The organism is Mesorhizobium sp. LNHC232B00, from assembly GCF_000502435.1.
GTDB classification, from domain to species: domain Bacteria; phylum Pseudomonadota; class Alphaproteobacteria; order Rhizobiales; family Rhizobiaceae; genus Mesorhizobium; species Mesorhizobium opportunistum.
Genome location: NZ_AYWP01000008.1, coordinates 63,471 through 84,684, shown reverse-complemented (window position 1 = coordinate 84,684; position 21,214 = coordinate 63,471). Strand labels below are relative to the sequence as shown.

Annotated in this window: 23 protein-coding genes and 1 riboswitch; of the genes, 6 read left to right on the top strand and 17 right to left on the bottom strand. The window is 63.1% G+C overall.

The window, feature by feature from the left end; translation table 11 throughout:
* Window positions 1–12 precede the first annotated feature (12 nt).
* The 5 genes from X743_RS156280 to X743_RS156300 form a co-directional block, all read right to left on the bottom strand.
* Window positions 13–309, bottom strand: coding sequence for an HPr family phosphocarrier protein (locus X743_RS156280; RefSeq protein ID WP_013891641.1), 297 nt, complete (start codon window positions 307–309; stop codon window positions 13–15).
* Window positions 306–707: a PTS sugar transporter subunit IIA gene (locus X743_RS156285; RefSeq protein WP_013891640.1), complete on the bottom strand. Its 402-nt coding sequence runs from the start codon at window positions 705–707 to the stop codon at window positions 306–308. The genes X743_RS156280 and X743_RS156285 overlap by 4 nt, the downstream gene beginning before the upstream one ends.
* A 164-nt stretch (window positions 708–871) precedes the next feature.
* The gene (locus X743_RS156290; RefSeq protein ID WP_023765610.1) at window positions 872–1,336 is read right to left on the bottom strand and encodes an HPr kinase; all 465 of its coding nucleotides are present in this window, start codon (window positions 1,334–1,336) and stop codon (window positions 872–874) included.
* Window positions 1,333–3,117, bottom strand: coding sequence for a sensor histidine kinase (locus X743_RS156295; protein ID WP_023765609.1), 1,785 nt, complete (start codon window positions 3,115–3,117; stop codon window positions 1,333–1,335). The genes X743_RS156290 and X743_RS156295 overlap by 4 nt, the downstream gene beginning before the upstream one ends.
* Window positions 3,118–3,260: 143 nt before the next feature.
* The gene (locus tag X743_RS156300) at window positions 3,261–3,962 is read right to left on the bottom strand and encodes a response regulator transcription factor (RefSeq protein ID WP_010912942.1); all 702 of its coding nucleotides are present in this window, start codon (window positions 3,960–3,962) and stop codon (window positions 3,261–3,263) included.
* A 343-nt stretch (window positions 3,963–4,305) separates the two neighbouring features.
* Here X743_RS156300 and X743_RS156305 point away from each other — a divergent pair, with 343 nt between their 5' ends.
* Both X743_RS156305 and arfB read left to right on the top strand, forming a co-directional pair.
* Complete coding sequence (locus X743_RS156305) at window positions 4,306–5,916, top strand: phosphoenolpyruvate carboxykinase (RefSeq protein ID WP_023765608.1); 1,611 nt, start codon at window positions 4,306–4,308, stop codon at window positions 5,914–5,916.
* A gap of 95 nt (window positions 5,917–6,011) precedes the next feature.
* Window positions 6,012–6,449: an alternative ribosome rescue aminoacyl-tRNA hydrolase ArfB gene (arfB, locus tag X743_RS156310; protein ID WP_023765607.1), complete on the top strand. Its 438-nt coding sequence runs from the start codon at window positions 6,012–6,014 to the stop codon at window positions 6,447–6,449.
* Window positions 6,450–6,523: 74 nt separating this feature from the next.
* On the opposite strand, the gene X743_RS1000000173940 is transcribed toward arfB, so the two are convergent.
* Window positions 6,524–6,652, bottom strand: a complete 129-nt coding sequence (locus X743_RS1000000173940; RefSeq protein WP_023765606.1) for a hypothetical protein — start codon at window positions 6,650–6,652, stop codon at window positions 6,524–6,526.
* A gap of 12 nt (window positions 6,653–6,664) precedes the next feature.
* On the opposite strand from X743_RS1000000173940, the gene X743_RS156315 reads away from it, so the two are divergent.
* Window positions 6,665–7,294 (top strand): alpha-ketoglutarate-dependent dioxygenase AlkB, encoded by a 630-nt coding sequence (locus X743_RS156315; RefSeq protein WP_023765605.1) that lies wholly within the window; start codon window positions 6,665–6,667, stop codon window positions 7,292–7,294.
* A 72-nt stretch (window positions 7,295–7,366) separates the two neighbouring features.
* Here X743_RS156315 and X743_RS156320 read toward each other — a convergent pair whose 3' ends face one another.
* The 7 genes from X743_RS156320 to X743_RS156350 form a co-directional block, all read right to left on the bottom strand.
* Window positions 7,367–8,839, bottom strand: a complete 1,473-nt coding sequence (locus tag X743_RS156320) for a nucleotidyltransferase family protein (RefSeq protein WP_023765604.1) — start codon at window positions 8,837–8,839, stop codon at window positions 7,367–7,369.
* The gene (locus X743_RS156325) at window positions 8,839–9,531 is read right to left on the bottom strand and encodes a glycosyltransferase family A protein (protein ID WP_245264210.1); all 693 of its coding nucleotides are present in this window, start codon (window positions 9,529–9,531) and stop codon (window positions 8,839–8,841) included. Before X743_RS156325 ends, X743_RS156320 begins: the two co-directional genes overlap by 1 nt.
* Window positions 9,516–10,268 carry a glycosyltransferase family A protein gene (locus X743_RS156330; protein WP_023765602.1) on the bottom strand — a complete coding sequence of 251 codons (753 nt, stop codon included), beginning with the start codon at window positions 10,266–10,268 and terminating at the stop codon, window positions 9,516–9,518. The genes X743_RS156325 and X743_RS156330 overlap by 16 nt, the downstream gene beginning before the upstream one ends.
* 54 nt (window positions 10,269–10,322) lie before the next feature.
* A complete protein-coding gene (locus X743_RS156335; protein ID WP_023765601.1) occupies window positions 10,323–11,372 on the bottom strand; it encodes a hypothetical protein in 1,050 nt (349 codons plus the stop codon).
* Between the two features lie 52 nt (window positions 11,373–11,424).
* Entirely contained in the window at window positions 11,425–11,856 is a 432-nt protein-coding gene (locus tag X743_RS156340) for a PqqD family protein (protein ID WP_023765600.1), read from the bottom strand.
* Between the two features lie 147 nt (window positions 11,857–12,003).
* On the bottom strand, window positions 12,004–13,104 hold the full coding sequence (locus tag X743_RS156345; protein ID WP_023765599.1) for a hybrid-cluster NAD(P)-dependent oxidoreductase: 1,101 nt from the start codon (window positions 13,102–13,104) through the stop codon (window positions 12,004–12,006).
* A 57-nt stretch (window positions 13,105–13,161) separates the two neighbouring features.
* A complete protein-coding gene (locus tag X743_RS156350; protein WP_023765598.1) occupies window positions 13,162–14,409 on the bottom strand; it encodes an aromatic ring-hydroxylating dioxygenase subunit alpha in 1,248 nt (415 codons plus the stop codon).
* Between the two features lie 113 nt (window positions 14,410–14,522).
* Window positions 14,523–14,725, bottom strand: a riboswitch (cobalamin riboswitch).
* 490 nt (window positions 14,726–15,215) lie between these two features.
* Between X743_RS156350 and X743_RS156355 the strand changes: the two genes are divergently transcribed.
* The 3 genes from X743_RS156355 to X743_RS156365 all read left to right on the top strand — a co-directional run bounded on the left by X743_RS156355 (window position 15,216) and on the right by X743_RS156365 (window position 16,018).
* Window positions 15,216–15,431, top strand: coding sequence for a DUF680 domain-containing protein (locus X743_RS156355; protein ID WP_023765597.1), 216 nt, complete (start codon window positions 15,216–15,218; stop codon window positions 15,429–15,431).
* A gap of 78 nt (window positions 15,432–15,509) precedes the next feature.
* A complete protein-coding gene (locus X743_RS156360) occupies window positions 15,510–15,707 on the top strand; it encodes a DUF680 domain-containing protein (RefSeq protein ID WP_023765596.1) in 198 nt (65 codons plus the stop codon).
* A gap of 65 nt (window positions 15,708–15,772) precedes the next feature.
* Entirely contained in the window at window positions 15,773–16,018 is a 246-nt protein-coding gene (locus X743_RS156365; protein ID WP_023765595.1) for a DUF680 domain-containing protein, read from the top strand.
* A gap of 71 nt (window positions 16,019–16,089) precedes the next feature.
* Here the strand turns inward: X743_RS156365 and ugpC are convergent, their stop codons facing one another.
* Genes ugpC through X743_RS156385 form a run of 4 tightly spaced genes read right to left on the bottom strand, consistent with a single transcriptional unit; the run spans window position 16,090 to window position 21,067 of the window.
* The gene (gene ugpC, locus X743_RS156370) at window positions 16,090–17,202 is read right to left on the bottom strand and encodes a sn-glycerol-3-phosphate ABC transporter ATP-binding protein UgpC (protein ID WP_013891619.1); all 1,113 of its coding nucleotides are present in this window, start codon (window positions 17,200–17,202) and stop codon (window positions 16,090–16,092) included.
* Between the two features lie 26 nt (window positions 17,203–17,228).
* Window positions 17,229–18,893, bottom strand: coding sequence for an alpha-glucosidase (locus X743_RS156375; protein ID WP_031257703.1), 1,665 nt, complete (start codon window positions 18,891–18,893; stop codon window positions 17,229–17,231).
* A 4-nt stretch (window positions 18,894–18,897) separates the two neighbouring features.
* Window positions 18,898–20,052, bottom strand: coding sequence for a carbohydrate ABC transporter permease (locus X743_RS156380; RefSeq protein WP_023765593.1), 1,155 nt, complete (start codon window positions 20,050–20,052; stop codon window positions 18,898–18,900).
* Window position 20,053: 1 nt separating this feature from the next.
* Window positions 20,054–21,067: a sugar ABC transporter permease gene (locus X743_RS156385; RefSeq protein ID WP_013891616.1), complete on the bottom strand. Its 1,014-nt coding sequence runs from the start codon at window positions 21,065–21,067 to the stop codon at window positions 20,054–20,056.
* Window positions 21,068–21,214: the final 147 nt, after the last annotated feature.

The following is a 21,214-nucleotide window of genomic DNA, read 5'->3' as shown; positions in this document are numbered from 1 at the left end:
TGGGCCTTCGGGTCAGCTTTCCTCGCCGAAGCGGGAGGCGACGAGCTGCTCCAGCGCGTCCATGACCTCAAGCGCTTCCGGGCCGCTGGCGGTGACGCGGATCGAGTATCCAGGACTTGCCGCAAGCATCATCAGGCCCATGATCGACGTGCCGCCGACCTTGACGCCGTCCTTCTCGACATGGACCGAGGCGTCGAAACCGCTGGCGAGCTGGACGAACTTCGCCGAGGCGCGCGCATGCAGGCCGCGCTGGTTGACGATCGGAAACTCCCGGACAATCTGGTCTTTTTCCGGGGATAGTGCGTTCATTTGCTGCTCAGAAGCTGGCTGGCGACGTTGATGTATTTGCGGCCGGCGGCCTGCGCCTCGTCGAGCGCGGCGGCCATGTTGTCGCCCTTGCGGATCGATGACAGCTTGATCAGCATCGGCAGGTTCATGCCGGCGATCACTTCGGTGCGGCCGGACTCCATCACCGAGATGGCAAGGTTCGACGGCGTGCCGCCGAACATGTCGGTCAGCACGATCACGCCCGCCCCCGTGTCGACGCGGGCCACGGCGTCGATGATGTCGCGGCGACGCTGCTCCATATCGTCGTCGGCACCGATCGCCACGGTTTCGAAATTGTCTTGTGGCCCGACGACATGTTCGACGGCATGTCTGAACTCGGTGGCCAGTTGACCGTGCGTTACAAGCACGAGTCCGATCATTCTTTGGTGGCTCCCGTCATCGCCGCTTCACAGGCGCATTTTATGCTCGCCAGCCATTCCAGGCGGCGGGAGCGCTATCTTGTCGACGCGAGGCCCGTTGACAAGCCCAAAATTGCGCCGGCCCATGCCATTTTGACGCATTGCAGCAAAAAACCCGGGGCAGATCATAGAAAAGGCATGATCGACAGCCGCGCCATCACGGCGGGCAGGGCAGCCTGGACATTGCGCTCGGCAAGATCGATCCGCGGTACCGCGCAGCCGGCGATGTCTTCGCTGGCGTCCTCCTGGAAGCGGGCGATTTCACCAGCCGGTAGCAGGTGTACATGCAGGTCGACGACGCAGGCAGGTTCGAACGCCAGCGGCCGCGGCCCAAGTCCCGGCACCTCGGCGAGACCTTCTATGGTGGCGGGCGCGCGGCACACCAGCCGCCCCGCATGCGCCTCGACGAAAAGCTGATCGTCGCCGATGAGCCGTGAGAACAGGCCGCGCTGGCGGCAATGGTCGACCAGCGTCAGCGCCAGCGTCGTCTTGCCCGAACCCGAAGCCCCGCTGACGAGAATGCCGCGTTCGCCGATCAGCAAGCCCGTAGCGTGGATGTTTTCAGGCCGCACGACTGGACCAGCATTCACGCTTCGGCCGGCAGCGTCACGACGAAGCGCGCGCCCTTGATCTCGCCGGGCTTGGTGCCGGGGATGTTTTCGGCGGTCAGCGTGCCGCCATGGGCCTCGACGATCTGCCTGGAGATCGACAGGCCAAGGCCCGAATTCTGGCCAAACGCCTCTCCGGCCGGCCGGTCGGTGTAGAAGCGTTCGAAGATGCGGTCGATGTTGTCGGCGCGGATGCCGGGACCGTTGTCGTCGACGGTGAGGATGTTGAACTTGCCGGCACGCGCCAGCGACAGGCTGATATGGCCATGGTCCTCGGGAACGAAGGAGCGGGCGTTTTCGATCAGATTGGTGATGACTTGGCCGATGCGCAGATCGTGGCCGACGACGAAATAGCCTTTGACGCCCTGCGGCAGCTTGGCGACCTTGAACTCGATCTCGACTGCCTTCTTGTTGCGCGTTGCTTCGCGCGACACGGCGACGAGGTCGGTGATGAATTTCTTCAGGTCCACCGTCCCGGCGTCTTCGCGCGCGAGCTCGGCGTCGAGACGCGAGGCGTCGGAAATATCGGTGATGAGCCGGTCCAGCCGCCTGACGTCATGCTGGATGATCTCCATCAGCCGGCTACGCGAATTGTCGTTCTTGGCCAGCGGCAACGTTTCCACTGCGCTGCGCAGCGAGGTCAGCGGGTTCTTCAATTCATGTGAAACATCGGCGGCGAAGCTCTCGATCGCCTCGATGCGCGCATAGAGCGCGTTGGTCATGTCGCGCACGGCGATCGACAGGTTGCCGATCTCGTCCTGGCGGTCGGAGAAATCCGGGATCTCCTCGCGGCTCTTGACGCCGCGCCGGACCCGCACCGCCGCGGCAGACAGCCGGCGTAGCGGGTTGGCGATGGTGGAAGCCAAAAGCATCGACAGGATGGCGGTGACCAGAGCCGCGATGCCGAACACGCGCAGGATCGCCTTGCGCTCCGCGGCGACGATCTTGTCGATGTCGCCGCCTTCGGTCGACAGCATCAGCACGCCGAGGACGGCGCGGAAGCGCTGGATCGGCACCGCCACCGAAACGATCTGCTCACCCTGTTCCGAGACGCGCACGATGGTCGACGGGCTGCCGGTCAGCGCCTTGACCACTTCCGGGAAGGCAGCGCCATTGCCGCCCGGCTGCTCGCGATAGACCGGCAGGTCGGTGTTGCGGAAGAAGTCGAAGATGAACTTCTGGATGCGCTCGACGAGGTCGGGCTCCTCCTCCTCGACCGGCGGCAGGTCGTAGCGCAGGATCTGGCCGCGCGAATAGAGATGGCGCGAATCGAGCAGCAAATTGGCGTCGCGGTCATAGATTCGGGCCCGCGTTCGCGTCGGCGAGATCAGCCGCCGCAGCACCGGCGCGACGCGCTCCGGATTGATCGGGAAGTCGAGATTATCGAGCTGGTCCGAACCGGGCCCGAGGCTTTCGCCGGCCTGCAGCTCAAGCAGTTTCTCCGGGTCGATGCTGATCGAATCGGTCTCGACCGTCGCCGACGCCGCGATCGCGCCGGCGATGATCTCGCCCTGCGTCATCAGGCTTTCGACGCGGGCGTCGATCAACCCGTCGCGAAATGTGTTGAGGTAGAGGATGCCGGTGACCAGGACAGCCAGTCCGGCAAGGTTGAGGAACAGGATGCGCCGCGTCAGGCTGGAAAAGATGTGGTGGCCGAGGAAGCGGCGCATCGGCACCGTGATCTTCGAAACGAAGGACGGCATGATGCGCGACGGCCGCCTGGCGGCGCCCGTCGGCCTGCTTCGCTGTGCTTCCACTGCCATCGAATAGCAGCTCCCGCTTAATTAGTGAGTAGTGCGTAGGCAGTAGGGAATAGAGAAGTGGCTGAGATCGTGGCCATGTGTAAGTGGCCGCTCGCGCCATTCAAAAACGGACTACTGACTATTCCCTACTGCCTACTGCCTATTCACGCTTCGCGGAACCGGTATCCGACTCCGTAAAGGGTTTCGATCATCTCGAAGTCGTCGTCGACAGCCTTGAACTTCTTGCGCAGCCGCTTGATGTGGCTGTCGATCGTACGGTCATCGACATAGACCTGTTCATCATAGGCCGAATCCATCAGCGCATCACGGCTTTTTACCACACCGGGGCGCTGCGCCAGCGAATGCAGGATCAGGAATTCGGTGACGGTGAGCGTCACCGGCTCGCCTTTCCAGGTGCAGGTGTGGCGTTCCTGGTCCATGACCAGTTGGCCGCGCTCGAGCGAACGGGCCTGCTGGCTGGGCGCTTTTGCCGCGGCCTCGCGGGCGCTGGCTCGGCGCAGGACGGCCCGTACCCGCTCGACCAGCAGGCGCTGCGAGAACGGTTTGCGGATGAAGTCGTCGGCGCCCATCTTGAGGCCGAACAATTCATCGATCTCGTCGTCCTTGGAGGTCAGGAAGATCACCGGCAGGTCGGACTTCTGGCGCATCCGGCGCAGCAGCTCCATGCCGTCCATGCGCGGCATCTTGATGTCGAGGATGGCAAGATTTGGCGGGCGCGCCGCCAGGCCTTCCAGCGCGGACGCACCATCCGTATAGGTCTCGACGCGATATCCCTCGGATTCGAGGGCGATCGACACCGACGTCAGAATGTTGCGGTCGTCATCGACAAGCGCGATTGTTGCCATTTCAAGCGGCTCCCTCATGAGCTGTCCCTTCTTTAGTAGAGAAGGGGCTTTTGCAGGACAAATTAGGTACAAAATGTGGCATAGGCCTTGTCCGCTGTCACGCGCGGGGTGCCGCCGGCCACAATCCAACCTCGACATGGATTGGACGAACGAACATCGCCAATCCTTTGGGCAACCGTGAAACTTTTCGCATATATAAACGATTTAAACAACTTTCAAAATTTTTAAATCGATTAATGATTTGATATCATTTGGCTTTTCTGGTTCTGACCATATTAGCCTGCGCAGTGGGCATGCCGGAAATGCGCCGGCAAAGATGCGGAAAATCTAAGAAGGGACACCCATGTCGGAAGTCGGCACACGCAATCCTGCTTGCGCGATCGATCGTATCGGCCTGAAAACCTCTGGCGTGGTGCGCTACAATTTCGGTGCGGCGGCGCTTTACGAGGAATCGATCCGGCGCAATGAGGCCCGGCTGACCGCGCATGGCGCGCTGGTCGCCGAGACCGGCCAACACACAGGCCGTTCTCCCAAGGACAAGTTCGTGGTCCGCGACGCTGCCACCGAGCCGCATGTCTGGTGGGATAACAACAGGGCGATCTCGCCGGCGCAGTTCGAAACGCTGCTTGCCGATTTCCGCGCCCACGCCGCGGACAAGGATCTTTATGTACAGGACCTGGTCGGCGGCGCCGATGCCGAGCTGAAGCTGCCCACCAGGGTGATCACCGAATTCGCCTGGCACTCGCTGTTCATCCGCAATCTGCTGATCCGACCGGGCAAGACGGACCTCGAGCAGTTCGTGCCCGAGATGACGATCATCGACCTGCCGTCCTTCCGCGCCGATCCCGCCCGCCACGGCAGCCGCACCGAAACGGTGATCGCCGTCGATCTGACCCGCAAGATCGTGCTGATCGGCGGCACCTCCTATGCCGGCGAGATGAAGAAGTCGGTGTTCACCATGCTCAACTATCTGTTGCCGGAAAAAGGCGTGATGCCGATGCACTGCTCGGCCAATGAAGGTGCCGGCGGCGACGCCGCCATCTTCTTCGGCCTGTCGGGCACCGGCAAGACCACGTTGTCGGCCGATCCGTCGCGCACGCTGATCGGCGACGACGAGCATGGCTGGGGGCCGCACGGCATCTTCAATTTCGAAGGCGGCTGCTACGCCAAGACGATCAAGCTGTCGGCCGAAGCCGAGCCGGAGATCTTCGCCACCACGCAGCGCTTCGGCACCGTGCTGGAAAATGTCATCCTCGACGCCGATGGCGCGCCGGATTTCAACGACGGCCGGCTCACCGAGAACACGCGCTGCGCCTACCCGCTCGACTTCATCCCCAACGCCTCGAAGACCGGGCGCGCCAGCCATCCCAAGAACATCATCATGCTGACCGCCGACGCTTTCGGCGTGATGCCGCCGATCGCACGGCTGACGCCGGCGCAGGCGATGTATCACTTCCTGTCCGGCTATACCGCCAAGGTGGCCGGAACCGAAAAGGGCGTCACCGAGCCCGAGGCGACGTTCTCGACCTGCTTCGGTGCGCCGTTCATGCCGCGCCATCCCTCGGAATACGGCAATCTGCTACGCGAGCTCATTGCCCAACATGGCGCCGATTGCTGGCTGGTCAACACCGGCTGGACCGGTGGCGCCTACGGCACCGGCAAGCGCATGCCGATCAAGGCGACGCGCGCGCTGCTTGCCGCCGCTCTCGATGGCTCGTTGAAGGCAACCGAATTCCGCACCGACGCCAATTTCGGCTTCGAGGTGCCGGTGGCCGTGCCTGGCGTCGATAGCGCCATTCTCGATCCGCGCTCGACCTGGGCCGACAAGGCTGGCTATGACCGGCAGGCAGCAAGGCTGGTCGGCATGTTCGCCGTCAACTTCGAGAAATTCGAAAGCCATGTCGATGCCGTCGTACTGGGTGCGGCACCCCGTATGCAGGAAGCGGCGGAGTAATCGCCAACCCGCTCGACATCGTTGCGTTCAGTGTCGTGTAGGCCCGGTTTCGATCGGGCCTTTTCTTTTTCGGCCCGCCGCGCCATGACTGCGGCATGCCGATCGACGACGACATCATCATATCCGGCGAAGCCGTGATCCATTCGGGCGACCTGCACGAGGATTTCATCCGCTCGTCGGGTCCTGGCGGCCAGAACGTCAACAAGGTGGCCACGGCGGTGCAGCTGCGCTTCGATGCGCAAAACGCCGCGGGCCTGTCGGAACGCGTGCGGACCCGCACCATCAAGCTTGCCGGCCAGCGCGCCACCAAGGACGGCGTCATCGTCATCGAGGCCGGACGCTTCCGCACCCAGGAACAGAACCGCGCCGATGCGCGCGCAAGGCTGACCGCACTGGTCGCCAAGGCCGCCGAGCCGCCACCGCCGCCACGCAAGAAGACGCGGCCCTCGAAAGGCGCGGTGGAACGGCGGCTGAAGAGCAAGGCCGGACGCGGCACGATCAAGAAGCTGCGCGGCCGTGTAGAGAACGATTAAGCACCGCGAAAAGCTGATGCGAGGCAGCGAAATCGGGCGCCGCGCATCCCAAAGGATGCGCGGCGTTTTCGATTCTACCAACGGCGCTTCAGCGAAGCCGTGATGTTGCGGCCCTGGCCCATGTAGCAATAGCCGCTGCCGCAGGCTTTCGGGTCGCCGTTTGCGTTCGACAGTGGCATGTTGGAGCGACGAACCATCGCCATGCGAGGCAATCCATGCTCGTCCTGCCCAAGGGCGTCCGCCATATGCCGGCCTATTTGCCGCGCGCCGCCCAGGAGGCGCTGGTCGAGGATGTGAGAAGCATCGTCCAGCAGGCTCCGCTGTTCGTGCCGGCCATGCCGCGCACCGGCAAGGAAATGAGCGTGCGGATGACCAATTGCGGCCCGCTCGGCTGGGTCACCGACAAGGAACGAGGCTATCGCTACCAGCCGACGCATCCGGTGACCGGGATGCCGTGGCCGCCTATTCCGGACCGTCTGCTCGACCTGTGGCGGCAGGTCTCGGGCTATCGGCATCCGCCGGAAGCCTGCCTGGTCAATTTCTACACGGCCGAAGCGAAGATGGGCCTGCACCAGGACCGCGACGAGGTGGATTTCTCGGCGCCTGTCGTCTCCGTCTCGCTGGGCGACGATTGCCTGTTCAGGGTCGGCCAGACGACGCGTGACGGCGGCACCAAATCCTTCAGGTTGAAGAGCGGCGACGTCGTCGTGCTCGGCGGTGAGGGCCGTCTGGCCTTCCACGGCGTCGACCGCATCTACCCGTCGACCTCGGCATTGCTGAAAAACGGCGGGCGGATCAATTTGACATTGCGGCGGGTGACCAAGCCGGACGAGGGTGCCGCATGAGCCATACTGGAGGGGCTTCTGCCGCGGGACATCCTCGTTACCATGGAGCCAGGTGACGGCGCGGCGTTTCTGTCAGCGCAGCGGCGAAAATGTCGCCGAGATCAGCTGGAACGGCAGCGCGCCATAGGTGGCGACGGTCTCCGCATCATCCCACCGGCGAAATTGCCGGGAGGGTCGCGCCTCCAGCGTCATGGCCTGCCGTTCGCCGTCAAGCGTCACCTTGCCACGAAAACGCAGAACCCTTTCTCCACCGGATCGGCTGATGGCCATGGCGCGCAGGCGCGCGACATGGTCGTCATCGGCATTGATCTCCATCTCGATGCGGCGCCGGACCGGTGGCACACTGATCCTGACGGTGATGTCCAGCATCATGTCCCCCGCCGTTCGCGGACAGGGTATGGCCTGGGAGAACGCCGGTGGCGACGATGCATTCAGCGGTTCGGGGCGGCCCGGCTTGCTCCGCCAGGCTTTGGCGGGCGGTTCCTGCCGCAGGCGGCCGCTCTTGCGGCGAAGCCGCAATTGCTTGGCAAGGCCGCGTGACAGCCAGACCAGCCTGCCGAAATCGGTTCGTGGCTTGGCCTGCAGCACGCCGGACCAGCGCGAGGGGCCGGCGCTGTCGGCCATCTCCAGCACACGGGCCAGCACCCTGTCCGGCGCGGTCACGCCAATTTCAAGCGCGAGGTAGGAGAGCGCCACCGCCGCGGCAACGGCAAGGCCGCGCCTGGCCAAGACATCGAGGAACACGTCCCAGTCGACATCGCCGCCACGAATGGCCACCGCACAATCGACCAGCCAGTCGCTGTGCGTGTGGGCGTCGAGCCCGCCATGCGCGATGGCAAGCGCGATGCGGTCGGCGGGCGACGGCACCAACACGCCGACGCCGCTGAAAATGGCGGTATCCGCCCGTCGCCAGATGGCGATGTCGTCTTCATCGCTTTGCTGCGAACCGTCATAGGCAAGCTGGTGCAGGTCGATGTCGCCAAAATTGCCCTTGAAGAAGTTCATCGAGCGCAGCGAGGCCAGTCTTGTCCTCAGATATTGCGGGCTGACGCCGGTGGCGATCTGCCACTCGCGGTCGCGCAGCACGTCGAAGGCTGTTTGCATGTCCTGCGGCCGCACCAGTATGTCGATGTCGTGTGCCACCCGGCCGCGCTGCGCCGCCGCGTCGAGGGCAATTCGGCTGGCGCCCTTGATGAGCATCACGATGCATCCGGCATCCGCCATCGCCTTCAGTGCCGGTTCGGCTTCGCGCATCGCCATCCGCGACTTGGTCCACAGCATCTTCTGCAGGCCCACAAGCCGTGGGAAGGCGGTATGGCCAGCCAATTTCCTGCCGAATCGGTCCGAAATGGCGGCCAGCAGCCGGTGTTCGCGGAAGGAGACGAGGTCGATGTCGTTCACGGCCAACCAGTGCATCGCGCATTGGCTGGCCGCCTCCTCGTCATCGAGGAGTGCCGCCTTGAGCAACTGGTCGAGACCCCCGGTCGGCCAGGACCAGCCATAGTCGGGAAACCGGCGGGTGATGCGGCGGACAGCCTTGGCCATCAGCCGCCACCCGCTCTGCCTTGCGCGCGCCTTTTCATGGCCAGCCTTGCGACTTCGAGATAGCCGCGATCGCGCGCCGGGTCGCGTCCATAAGAGAGGCTGCCGGGCCTGATGCGGCGCAAGGCCAGCACGTCGTCGAGCATGGCGAGGACAAAGCCTGCCTCGCGAACCCGGGCGATCCAGTCGATCATCTCGCCGCGGCCACCTCGTGGGTCGACAATGGGGCCGACGGCCGTCACCACCTCCTGGCGGATCAACATCGTCGTGCGCGACCAGCCTGCCACGCTGGTCGTCTCTGGCAAATCGGGCCTGTCGCCGCGAAACGTCCGCCAGTGCGCGAAGACGCCCGCTGTCCCGGGATGGCGGTCGAGGCAGGCCCGCTGTTTTTCGATCTTGTCCGGCAGCCACAGGTCGTCGGCGTCGAGCGTCGCGACGAACGGCGTCGAGAGCGCGGCAAAACCCCTGGTGGTGGCGCTTCCGGGGCCCGCATTCTCTTGCCGCAGCACCGCCACCGGCAGGTTCATCGCCTCGATCACGGCAACCGTATCGTCGGTCGAACCGTCATCGACCACGATGATGGCTTCCGCCTTGACCGTCTGGGCCAGAACGGAGTCCAGCGCCGCGCCGATGGTTGCGGCCGCGTTGAAAGCCGGAATGACGACGCCGTAGCCCGCCATTACAGGAACCGCCACTGCGCGAGATCCTTGAAGTCGAAGATACCCTCGACCCGGCGCAAGCTGGGGTCGGCCTTGCGGCGCTTCATCGACTTATGGATGGCGCGCACGAACTCGCGAAAGGGCACGTCGGCTTCCTTGGTCATGTTGCCGGGATGACGCCTGTAATAGAGAGCTATCGTATCGGGCATGATGTATTTTGCCTGGCTCTCGAAGATGCGCAACAGATAGTCGGTGTCCTCCGCCTGCTTGAAGTCCTCGTCGAAGCCGCCGGTGCGCTCGATGAGGTCCCGTGCAAAGATCCCGGCTGACAGGTGGATCCCCCGCACGGTGACGGCTTGGCTGTCGGCGGCCGGCTCCAGCGTCTCGCCATCGATCTTGTCGACCAGCGTCATGCGCGAATAGGTCAGGTCGAGGCCAGGGTCCTCTTCGAAGCAGGCGATATCCGCCGCGAAGCGCCCTATCGGCGAGATGTCGTCGGAATCGAGAAACGACACCAGCCGCGTCTGCGGCAGCAATTGTTTCAGCCCGGCATTGCGCGCCTTGGTGACCCCGCCATTGGCCTGCTGGAAAAGACGAATGCATGGGGCCTGGTCGATCAACGACCGCACGACGGCCGCCGAGCCGTCGGTCGACCCATCGTCGATGACGATGATGTCGAGATCGACGTTTTCGCGTTGCCTGAGCAGCGAGCGCAGCGCGAGGCCAACGAGCTGTTCGCGATTGTAAAGGGGCATGATCACGCTCAGCTTCATATGTCGCCCCGGATCATGAATTCGTCGCCCGACTTGTCACATGAACCACCAATCTCACGCGCTGCTCTGCATGATGAAATCCGAAATCGTTCCGGCGATCTCCTGTGGGCGCGTCCCCAGCGAGAGCTGATAGCATGGCAGCTGCCGGGTGAGGTCGCTGAAAAAGCGAAACCCGCTCTCGCGCTCGCCAGGCATTTGCGAGATGCCGGACGGCGCTAGTGCAATCATTGCCTCCTTGCGCGACACGGGCATGATCGAACTTGCCTCGTCCCCGCTGATATGAGGCACCATCAACGCGATGATGTCCAGCCGCGCGGGTATTGGCCGTGCCGCGATGTCATCGATGCGGAACTGGTGCTTGCCTTGCCAGTTGAGCGGACCATAGGATTTCAGCCGATGTTCCAAGCCCAGCCGCTCGAAACCCGCGGGATCCTGCTTGAGCGTGGCAAACAACGGGTGCGCGGTCGGCCCGCCGGCAAGGTCGATCAGCACATAGTCGTCACCGACGCTGTCGAGCCCGTTGAGCAGGCCGGCGACGACCGTTCCCGATTTGCCGGCGCCGCCTGCTCCGGCGAGCAGAATTCCCTTGCCGCCGACACCCAGCGTGCCCGCATGGGCCAGCCGCATGCCGCGCGCCGCATATTCCCAATGCAGGAAGGGGCGGAGCGGCGCCCCCGGCTCCCAAGGCGGGAACCTGTCATCGGCGGTCATCAGTTGAACGCCCAGACGGCGATCGGGGTCGTAGAACTGCCAGAAATCCAGGTCGTGGAAATGGTTGCCGCGCAGTCCGGCTTCCGCCAGCCGGCTGGCGAAGGCATGCTCCGTGAAGGGTCCTTGGCCCCAACTGGCTGGCGCCGCGATGCCATCCACGCCGGGATGGGCGACGAAGATGCGGCAGGTGTTGGCAGCGGCCCCATTGCCCGGAGCAGCGACAAAGCCGTGAACGACGGCATTCGCCAACGCGCCGGCACTCAGATGTGCGGTCAGCTCCAGATGCGGCAGGCCCACCGTGCGCGTCTGCGGATAATGCGCGGCGCTGCTTTCGGCCTGCGCCAGCACATGACGTGCGTAGTCCGCCAGGTTCTCGAGAGTGACTTTCGGCATGGTTTGCCTGTTCCGACGCCGTCCAGCGACGAGAGTGCCTGACGCGCGTGCCTCAGTTGGCCTGCTTCACCGCGGGCCAACCGAGGGGTTCCTCGACCTCGTGGATGGGGTCAACGACGATGAGATCGGCAAGGTCGTCGTGGATATCGACCTTGAGGGGCTCGCTGGCACCCGCAAGCTGAGCCAGCAATTCGCTGGGAACCGGTCTTGCCGCGGCATCGGTCACGGCCGCCAGCAAGCCGAATTCGAGCAATTGTGAAACAAAGGCGTCAATCTCGGCGGCACCCAGCGCGCCGGTCGCCGTTGCGGCGCCGACCAGTTCGGAGGCAGGCACGCCGGACGACAGCGCATCCCAAAGCCTGCTGCCTGAATCCGAGAAGCCGAAATATTTGCCCGTCGTCAGGTCGAGAACGACGGCTTCGCCGTCGAAGGATTCAAAGACGATGTCCTTGCTCGCTATGGCATAGATGCCGGATTGTCGCATGTTTGCTCCCCGCCGAAGCAGGCCGCGCGGATGATCGCCGGCCCTCACGGTCAACCCTACCGTTGTAGAGGCGTCTAACCATTTGCAGGGTTTTTGGCAAGATGGCCCGCAGGCCCGGCGAGCGCGACCGCAGGCCCTGCCTGCTGGTTACGCCTCGATTTCCAGTGCCGACAGCGGCTTGGAGCAACAGGCCAGGATGAAGCCGTCGTCGATCTCATGATCGAGGATGCCGCCATTGTGGCTCATCTCGACATCGCCGGAGACCTTCTTCACCTTGCAGGTTCCGCACAGGCCGAATTCGCAGGCGGCGGGAATCCGCACGCCCGAAGCGCGCGCCGTCTGCAGCACCGTCTGGCCGGCGACGCATTCGGCGTCGACCTCCGAAAGCGAGAAGCGGATTGGCGTTGCCGCTTCGACCGGAACGACCGTGCCGCCTTCCGCGGGCGCCGCGAACGGCGCCGGGACCTCTTCCACGGCAGGGGCCGCAAAGCTCTCCTGATGGTATTGCGTCATGTCGAAGCCGGCGGCTTCAAGCATGCCGCGCACGGCGCGCATGAAGGGATCGGGGCCGCAGCAGAAGATTTCGCGCTCGCGGAAATCCGGCGCCAGCAATGGCAGCCGGATCGCGTCGATGCGGCCCATATGGCCGTACCAGCCCTCGCGGCTCGACCGCTCCTCGATCATGAAGCCGAGCGACAAGCCGGGCATATGGCCGCCGAGCAGTTCGAGCTCCTTGCGGAAGATGATCTCTTCCGCGCGCCGCGCGCAATTGACGAAGCCGACATCGGTCCAGGGCGCGCAGTCGTTCAGCCAGCGCAGCATCGACATCATCGGTGTCACGCCCGAACCGGCCGAGATGAACAGATATTTGGCCGCCGGATGGCTGTGCAGCGAGAAGTCGCCTGCCGGCCCATAGGCCTTGACGTGCGAGCCGGGCACCAGATGGTCGAACATCCAGCGCGTGCCGATGCTGCCGGCCTGCGCCTTTACCGTCACCGCGATCGAGAATGGCCGCGACGGTGACGATGACAGCGTGTAGGTGCGCATCAGCGGCCCGTCCGAAGTCGGCAGCTCCAGCGTCACGAACTGGCCCGGCTTGTAGCGGAACCAGGTCTGGTTGTCGGACCGGAAAGTGAAGGTTTTCACGTCGGGCGCCTCATCGCTGACGCCGATCACTTCCAGCACCTGGAGCCGGTCGTTCCACGGCGCCATCTGGTCGAGATGGCGATAGAGGCCGAGATCCGTCATCGCATTCATCCTCTGGTCCTTCTTGCCCGGCTCATGTCGTGTTTGGGCGACATGAGCTCACGCAACGCTGCGCAGCGCCGGCTTGCCGTCTTCGGCAAGGCGCGGACCGATGAAGCGGGCGTACCAGTCGACGAACTGGATGACGCCGCCCTCGTGCAACTCCGAATAGGGGCCGGGCTCATAGGCCGGCGACAGGATGCCGAAGGCGTTCTCCTCGACGATGCGGCGGTCCTGGTCGTTGGTCTCGGTCCACACATGGGTGAGTTCGGCGAGATCGTAGTCGACGCCCTCGACCGCATCCTTGTGGACCAGCCATTTGGTCGTCACGGCGGTTTCCGTGGCGCTGACCGGCAGCACGCGGAAGGTGACGGCATGGTCGATGAGGATATGGTTCCATGTCGTCGGGTAGTGATAGTGCATCAAGGTGCCGATGCGGTCGGCCGAGACGTTGTCGGAGAGGTTCTTCCTCACCGCCCGCTTGCCGTTCATCGTGTAGCTGACGGCATCGCGCAGCAGCGGCGCGCGGGTGGCGCGATACTGTCCGGCCGGATCGATGCGGAACTTGCTCGGCAGGCCGGCCGCCTCGCATTTCGCCCAGTGCGCCAGCATCTCCGGATCGCTGTCGGCGCCCTGCACGCCGGTCACGGTCGGTGCTTCCGGGAACGTCTTGCACAATTCCGGGTGATTGCCCGCGCAATGATAGCACTCGCGGTTGTTTTCCCAGACGAGCTTCCAATTGCCCTTCTCGATGATCGTGCTCTCGAAGGCGATCTTCGCCTCGCCGAGCCGGTGCGGCTTGAGGTAGGGTTCGATCATCGCCCGCATCGGCGCGAAGTCGGCCGGCTCCTTGCCCAGGCAGATGAAGATATAGCCGGCGACGCTTTCGCAGGCGACCGGCTTCAGCCCGAACTGGCTCTTGTCGAAACCCTCGGCCATCTGGCGGGCGAACAGCAGGCGGCCGTCCAACTCATAGGTCCACTGGTGATAGGGGCAGACCAGTTTGGCGGCCATGCCCTTGTCGGTGTTGCAGACGCGGCTGCCGCGGTGGCGGCAGGAATTGTGGAAGGCGTTGATCTTGCCCTGCTGATCGCGCACCAGCACGACCGGATAGTCGCCGATCTGCACGGTGATGAAGCTGCCTGGCTTGGGCAGCTCGCAATCATGGCCGATGAACAGCCAATCGCGATACCAGATCAGCTCCATGTCGAGCTTGAAGTAGTCCGGATCGGTGTAAAAGGGCTGTTCCAGCGAAAAGCCCTGTCTGCGGCTGTTCAAGAGCCTCAGCATGTCGTTGCGAGCATCCATGTCCTGTCCTCATATCCAAGGACTGAACTGGTGGTGATGGAGGAAGGATCGGACGCAGGCCGGCGCCAGCCGGGCATGCATCATCCGCCCCTTGACCGCCCACCGCGATCAGTCGAGTTCTAGCAATCTCGGGCTGGTTTCCGGGCTCTGGAGTCGTCCTTGCGGACCATCGCGACACCTTCCCAGGCTTTCGCCCAGTGGTCTCCCGTTGCGACTTGAACTCCACCACCGTTGCGGGGGCAGCGCCGGATTCTGACCGGCTTCCCAATTCTCCACTCCGTCGTCACGAAGCGGCACCTGAGATGGCGTGATCTAATCACGGCGCGCATCGCGGCGTCGGCATGAAAACGACATCGCATCCATGCGGCGCGACACGCATGCAAGATCGTCCCTACAAGGATCGCGACCGTTGAAACCGGCTCGTCGCCAGCACCCCAACGTTGTTTTTCGATCCTTGGCCGGAGCCAAAAAAAGGTTAACAGTTTCGAAAAGTGACTATTAGCGAAACCTAAAATCGAACCGAACGGTTCGTTTCTGTTGACGGTGCGTGCAGGACGTTGTGAACGCTGGGCCTCCGACACAGTTGGTGATAGCTCCCTTGATCCTTCTAACTGATTGATAAAAAAGCAAAAAAATTGATGTGGAAGCCGGTGGTACAATTTCAAGTGGTGGATTCATGGTCCACGCGGAACAACTTCGTGATTGGAAACGGCCATCTGGCTTTCCCAAATCGGGGCTGTCCGAACGACGCGATTTCATCCCAAGACACGCCGCTAGACGGACGGAAAAATACTGGAGTACCCAAAATGAAAAAGATTGTTCTCACTGCCGCCGCCCTTCTGGCCATTTCCGGCAGCGCCTTCGCTGGTAGCGACCATTATAGTTCGGACCATTACGGCTCGAATGCGACCCCTGCAGCCACTGCCGTCGACAGCTCGTACACCGCTTCGGTCAAGAAGTCGGAACCGGCTGCTCAGACGCCTGTCCAGGGTGCCGACCACAACCTTTTCGGTAACCGCTAACAGGCGACCGCCGGTTGACGGCTGCTTGCCCGCCGTCCTGGCGAACTCAAAAATTCATCAAAATTCAGGAGACTTGAAATGAAGAAGATCATTCTTGCTGCCGCCGCCGTTCTGGCCATTTCCGGCAGCGCTCTCGCCGGCAGCGACAACTATGGCGCCAACCAGCCTGCCGTGACTTCGACCGACAATTCGTACACGGCTTCGACCAAGAAGTCGGAACCGGCTGACCAGAAGCCTGTCGTCGGCGCCGACCACAACCTCTTCGGCAACAACTAAAGCCGACCCGGCAATGGCGGGTTTGCCCGCCATGCCGTGGAATTCGAGACTTCAGGAGACTTGAAATGAAGAAGATCATCCTTGCTGCCGCCGCCGTTCTGGCGATTTCCGGCAGTGCTTTCGCCGGCAGCGACAATTATGGCTCCAATGGCGCCAACCAGCCTGCCGTGACTTCGGCCGATGTGGACGCTTCGCATACCGGTTCGATCCGCGACAGCGGCTCGCCTGTCTACAAGCTGCTCAATTCGTCGGGCAACGTGCAGAAGCCGGCCCCTCAGAGCAACGACCGGGACCACGTCGGCAATCACTAACAGTCGAAGTCGGTTTTAAAAAAGAGCGGCGGGCAAGGCCCGCCGTTTTTTGTCGTTAGGCCGCTTTTAGCTCAAGCCGCCTTTGCTTCCGCCTCGTGCAGCGCGAAGGACCGCCCATCCGCGTCGAAGATATGCAGGTCCTCCGCATTGGCGCTCAGCCGCAATGTCGAGCCGCGCTTGACCTCGACATTGCCCGGCAGCTTTGTCACCAGCGGCAGGTCGGCGCGGCCGATGTCGACATAGACCAGCTGGACCTCGCCGAGCTGTTCGACATAATCCACCGTGCCTTCGAACAGATAGTCCGTGCCGCTGGCGATGATCAGATCCTCTGGCCGCACGCCGAAGCTTACCGCCGCGCCCTTTGCCGAAGCCGGTGTCGCGATCGGCACCGTTGCCTTGCGACCGCCGACATGGCTGACGATTGTCGGGTTTCCGGTCTTGTCGATGGTCGCCGGCAGGATGTTCATGGCCGGCGAGCCGATGAACTGGGCGACGAACAGATTTCCGGGCTTCTTGTAGAGCTCCATCGGCGTGCCGACCTGTTCGATATGGCCTTCCTTGAGCACGACGATGCGATCGGCCAGCGTCATGGCCTCGACCTGGTCATGGGTGACGTAGATCATGGTCGTGTTGGGCATCGATTCCTTGAGCTTGGCGATCTCGATGCGGGTGGCGACGCGGAGCGCCGCGTCAAGGTTCGACAGCGGCTCGTCGAACAGGAACACTTTCGGATTGCGCACGATGGCGCGGCCGATGGCGACGCGCTGGCGCTGGCCGCCCGACATCGCCTTGGGCAGCCGGTCGAGATATTTGGTCAGCTGCAGGATCTCCGCCGCCTGACGGACGCGCCGGTCGATCTCGGCCTTGTTCTCCTTGCCGATCTTCATCGAGAACGCCATGTTGTCGTAGACTGTCATGTGCGGATAGAGCGCGTAGGACTGGAACACCATGGCGATACCCCGCTTCGACGGCGGCACGTCGTTGACCACCTCGCCATCGATCTTGAGCTCGCCTGAGGTGATTTCCTCGAGCCCGGCTATGGAGCGCAGCAGGGTCGACTTGCCGCAGCCCGACGGACCCACGAAGACGATGAACTCGCCCGATTTGATATCGAGGTCGATGCCGTGGAGAATGTTGAGATTGCCGTAGGACTTCTTCACTTGCCTCAAATTGACATCGGCCATTGGTTCCTCCCAGTAATTCCTAAAATTCAGTCGATGCGTCCGAACCAGGCGCCGTAACCGCCGAGTTCGATCGAACCGGTGCTCGCCTGCCCGGAAAACCCGTGTCCCGGCAAAGGGTGCAGTGATCGGCCGCCAAGGTCAACCTTGGCCGGCTTGGCGCCAAGGTTGAAGACACAGACGATCTGCTCGTTGCCGGCCCGGCGGGTGAAGGCGACGGTGTCGCCCTGGCTTTCGATGAAGGCGATATCGCCCTTGGCGAGCGCGGGATGGGCGCGGCGGAAGGTGAGAAAGCGCCGGTAGTGCTCGAGCAGGGAAGTCTCGTCGCCCTGCTGCACATTGACGGCCTGCGACAGGTGCTTGGCCGGCACCGGCAACCAGGGTTTTGCCTGGGAAAAGCCGCCGTTCTTGGCGTTGCCATCCCACACCATGGGCGTGCGGCAGCCGTCGCGGCCCTTGAATTCCGGCCAGAAGCGGATGCCGTAGGGATCCTGCAGATCCTCGAAGCGCAGTTCGGCCTCGCCGAGGCCCAGCTCGTCGCCCTGGTAGATGCAGACCGAGCCGCGCAGCGACATCAGCAATGCCGAGATCACCTTGAGATAGGCGGTCGGATCTGCTTCGCCAGCCGCCCAGCGCGAGGCCGGGCGCATCACGTCATGGTTGGAGAACGCCCAGCACGACCAGCCGTCGGTGGCGACCTTGCCGAAGGTTTCCAGCACCGAGCGGACCTTGGCGGCGCTGATCTTTTCCGGCGCCAGGAAGTCGAAGGAATAGCACATATGCACGCGCTTGCCGCCGGCCGTATAGGCGGCCACCACGTCCAGCCCACGCTGCGAATCGCCGACTTCGCCGACAGCGGCGGTTGCCGGATACTCGTCGAGCAGGGCGCGGAAACGTTCGAGGAAACCGAGGTTCTCCGGCCGGCTCTTGTCGTAGATATGGTCCTGGTAGTTGTAGGGGTTGACCGCCGGTGCCGTCTGGTCGTTGCGCTCCTCGGGCGCCAGCGGTGGATTGTTTTCCAGGCCCTGGCTGTGGAAGTAGAAATTGATGGTGTCGAGCCTGAAGCCGTCGACGCCGCGCTCCAGCCAGAAACGGGTGACGTCGAGCAGGGCGTCCTGGACCTCGCGGCTGTGGAAGTTGAGATCGGGCTGCTCGGCCAGGAAATTATGCAGGTAATATTGCTGGCGGCTGGTGTCCCATTGCCAGGCCGATCCGCCGAAGATCGACAGCCAGTTGTTGGGCGGCGTGCCGTCGGGCTTGGCGTCCGCCCAGACATACCAGTCCGCCTTGGGATTGGTGCGGCTCGACCGGCTTTCCTTGAACCAGGGATGGATGTCTGCGGTGTGCGACAGCACCTCGTCGATCATCACCTTGAGACCCAGCCGGTGGGCTTCCGCCGTCAGCGCATCGAAATCGGCCAGCGTGCCGAACATCGGGTCGACATCGCAATAGTCCGAGACGTCGTAGCCGAAATCCTTCATCGGCGACGTGAAGAAAGGCGAAATCCAGATGGCGTCCGCACCGAGTGCGGCAATATAGGGCAGCCGCTGGATGATGCCCTTGAGGTCGCCAATGCCGTCGCCGTTCGAATCCTGGTAGCTGCGCGGATAGATCTGGTAGATCACCGCACCGCGCCACCAGTCGCGATCGATGGCGAGGTCAGGTTTCGAACTGGCTTTCAAAGCGGATTGCATGGTCTCAGCCTCCTTTCACCGAGCCGGCAAGCAGCCCGCGGACGAAATAGCGCTGCAGCGAGAAGAACACGATCAGCGGCACGATGATGGTCACGAATGCCGATGTCGTCAGGATCTCCCAATCGCCGCCGCGTGAACCAAGCAGCGCATTGAGCTTGGCCGTCAGCACGATCTGGTCTGCTTCCGTACCGAGGAAAACCATCGCCACCAGAAGATCGTTCCATACCCACAGGAACTGGAAGATGGCAAACGAGGCCAGCACCGGGAACGACAGCGGCAATACGATCTTGACGAAGATCTCGAAATCGCTGGCGCCGTCGATGCGCGCCGATTCCATGATTTCGCGCGGCAGGCCGGCTATGTAGCTGCGTAGGAGGTAGATGGCGAAGGGCAGGCCGAAGCCGGTATGCGCCAGCCAGATGCCGAGATAGGTTTTCGACGGCACGCCGAAGAACGAGCCGACGCCGTTGTAGAGTTTCAGCAGCGGGATCAGCGACATCTGCAGCGGCACCACCAGGAGGCCGATGATCACCGCGATCAGCAGCGCCCGGCCGGGAAAGCGCATCCAGGCCAGCGCATAGGCCGCGAAAGCCGCGATCAGGATCGGGATCACCGTCGCCGGGATGGTGACGGTCAGCGAGTTCATGAACGAGCGGCCGATGCCTTCTGAAAACAGCACGGACCGGTAGTTGTCGGTGGTGAATTTCGGCGGCGCCGACGAGGCGTAATAGAGGCGCTGGCCGCGGTCGCCCTCGAAAGCCTTGGGCGAGGTCATGACGAAGCTGCCGTCGGCATTGACCTGCAGGGTCACGCCGTCGCCGAGATCGGCCGATGTGCCGGCCGCATATTGCGTCGGTGCCGCCGACTTGACGCCGAAGGCGCTGATGTCGCGCTTGGCGCCGTCGCCGAAGATGTTGCCTTCCAGAACGAACTTGCCGTCCTTCTGGACCTGTGCCGAGGCGGGCGGCAGGCGGCCGGCCTCGGTCTGGGTGGAACTGGCGAACGAATTCCACCAGCCCGAAGCGATGATCTGGTCCTTGTCACGCAGTGAGGAGACCAGGATGCCGAGCGTTGGAATGGTCCAGATTGTCACGAAGACCAGCACCGCGATGTGAACGCCGAAGCGGCTGGCGAAGGAATTTCCGGTCGCGACGGCCATCTCAGTGTCCTCCCGTCTCTTTGTTGGCCTGGCGGATATTCCAGACCATGATCGGGATGACCGCGATCATGATGATGATGGCTATCGTTGCGCCGCGGCCGAAATCGCCGCCGCCGCGGAACATCCAGTCGAACATTAGATTGGCCAGCACCTGGCTGTTCCACTGGCCGTTGGTCATGGTCAGCACGATGTCGAACACCTTGAGCACGAGAATGGTGATCGTGGTCCAGACGACGGCGATGGTGCCCCAGATCTGCGGCACCATGATCTTCCAGAAGATCTGGAACGGGTTGGCGCCGTCGATGACGGCGGCTTCCAGCGTTTCCTCGGGAATGCCGCGCAGCGCCGACGACAGGATGACCATGGCAAAGCCGGTCTGGATCCAGATCAGGATCACCATCAGGAAGAAATTGTTCCAGAACGGCAGCGATATCCAGACCTGCGGTTGGCCGCCGAAATGCTGGATGATGGCATTGAGGATGCCGATCTGTACCTGGCCCTCGCCGCGATACTCGTAGATGAATTTCCAGATCACGCTGGCGCCGACGAAGGAGATCGCCAGCGGCAGGAAGATCAGGCTCTTGGCGATCGTGCCCCACCAGATCTTGTCGGTGAGCACGGCAATGATCAGGCCGAGGAAAGTGCAGGCGGCGGGCACCACGGCCAGCCACAAAACGTTGTTGAGGATCGAGTTGCGGAAGTCGCGGTCGCCGAACGCCCACTGATAGTTGGCCAGGCCGACAAAATTGACACCGCCGCGATCGAGGAACGACAGCCGTAGCGTCTCGATGACGGGATAGATCAGATAGATGGTCAGGATGATCATCGCCGGACCGACGAACAGCCACGGCCGCACCAGTCCCTGCCGGCGCAGATTGTCGATGGCCGCCGCGCCAGAGACGCCGCGCGACGGGAATATCAGGTCGACCAGTCTGTTGGCGCCCCAAAAATAGGCGACGCAGCCGCCGACGCCGATGATGATGACGAAAATAGCCGAGAAAATCTGAGCCGCCATGGGTCCCTCTCCCTGCGCATGATCGACCAGGCAATGCTGGCGATCGGATGCACCGACTTTCAGTCATTCGGAACAATTGAAACGCGAAGGTTTCCGGCGGAAGCCGCCGGTCGGACCGGGCCGAAGCCCGGGTCCAGCATTGGGAGG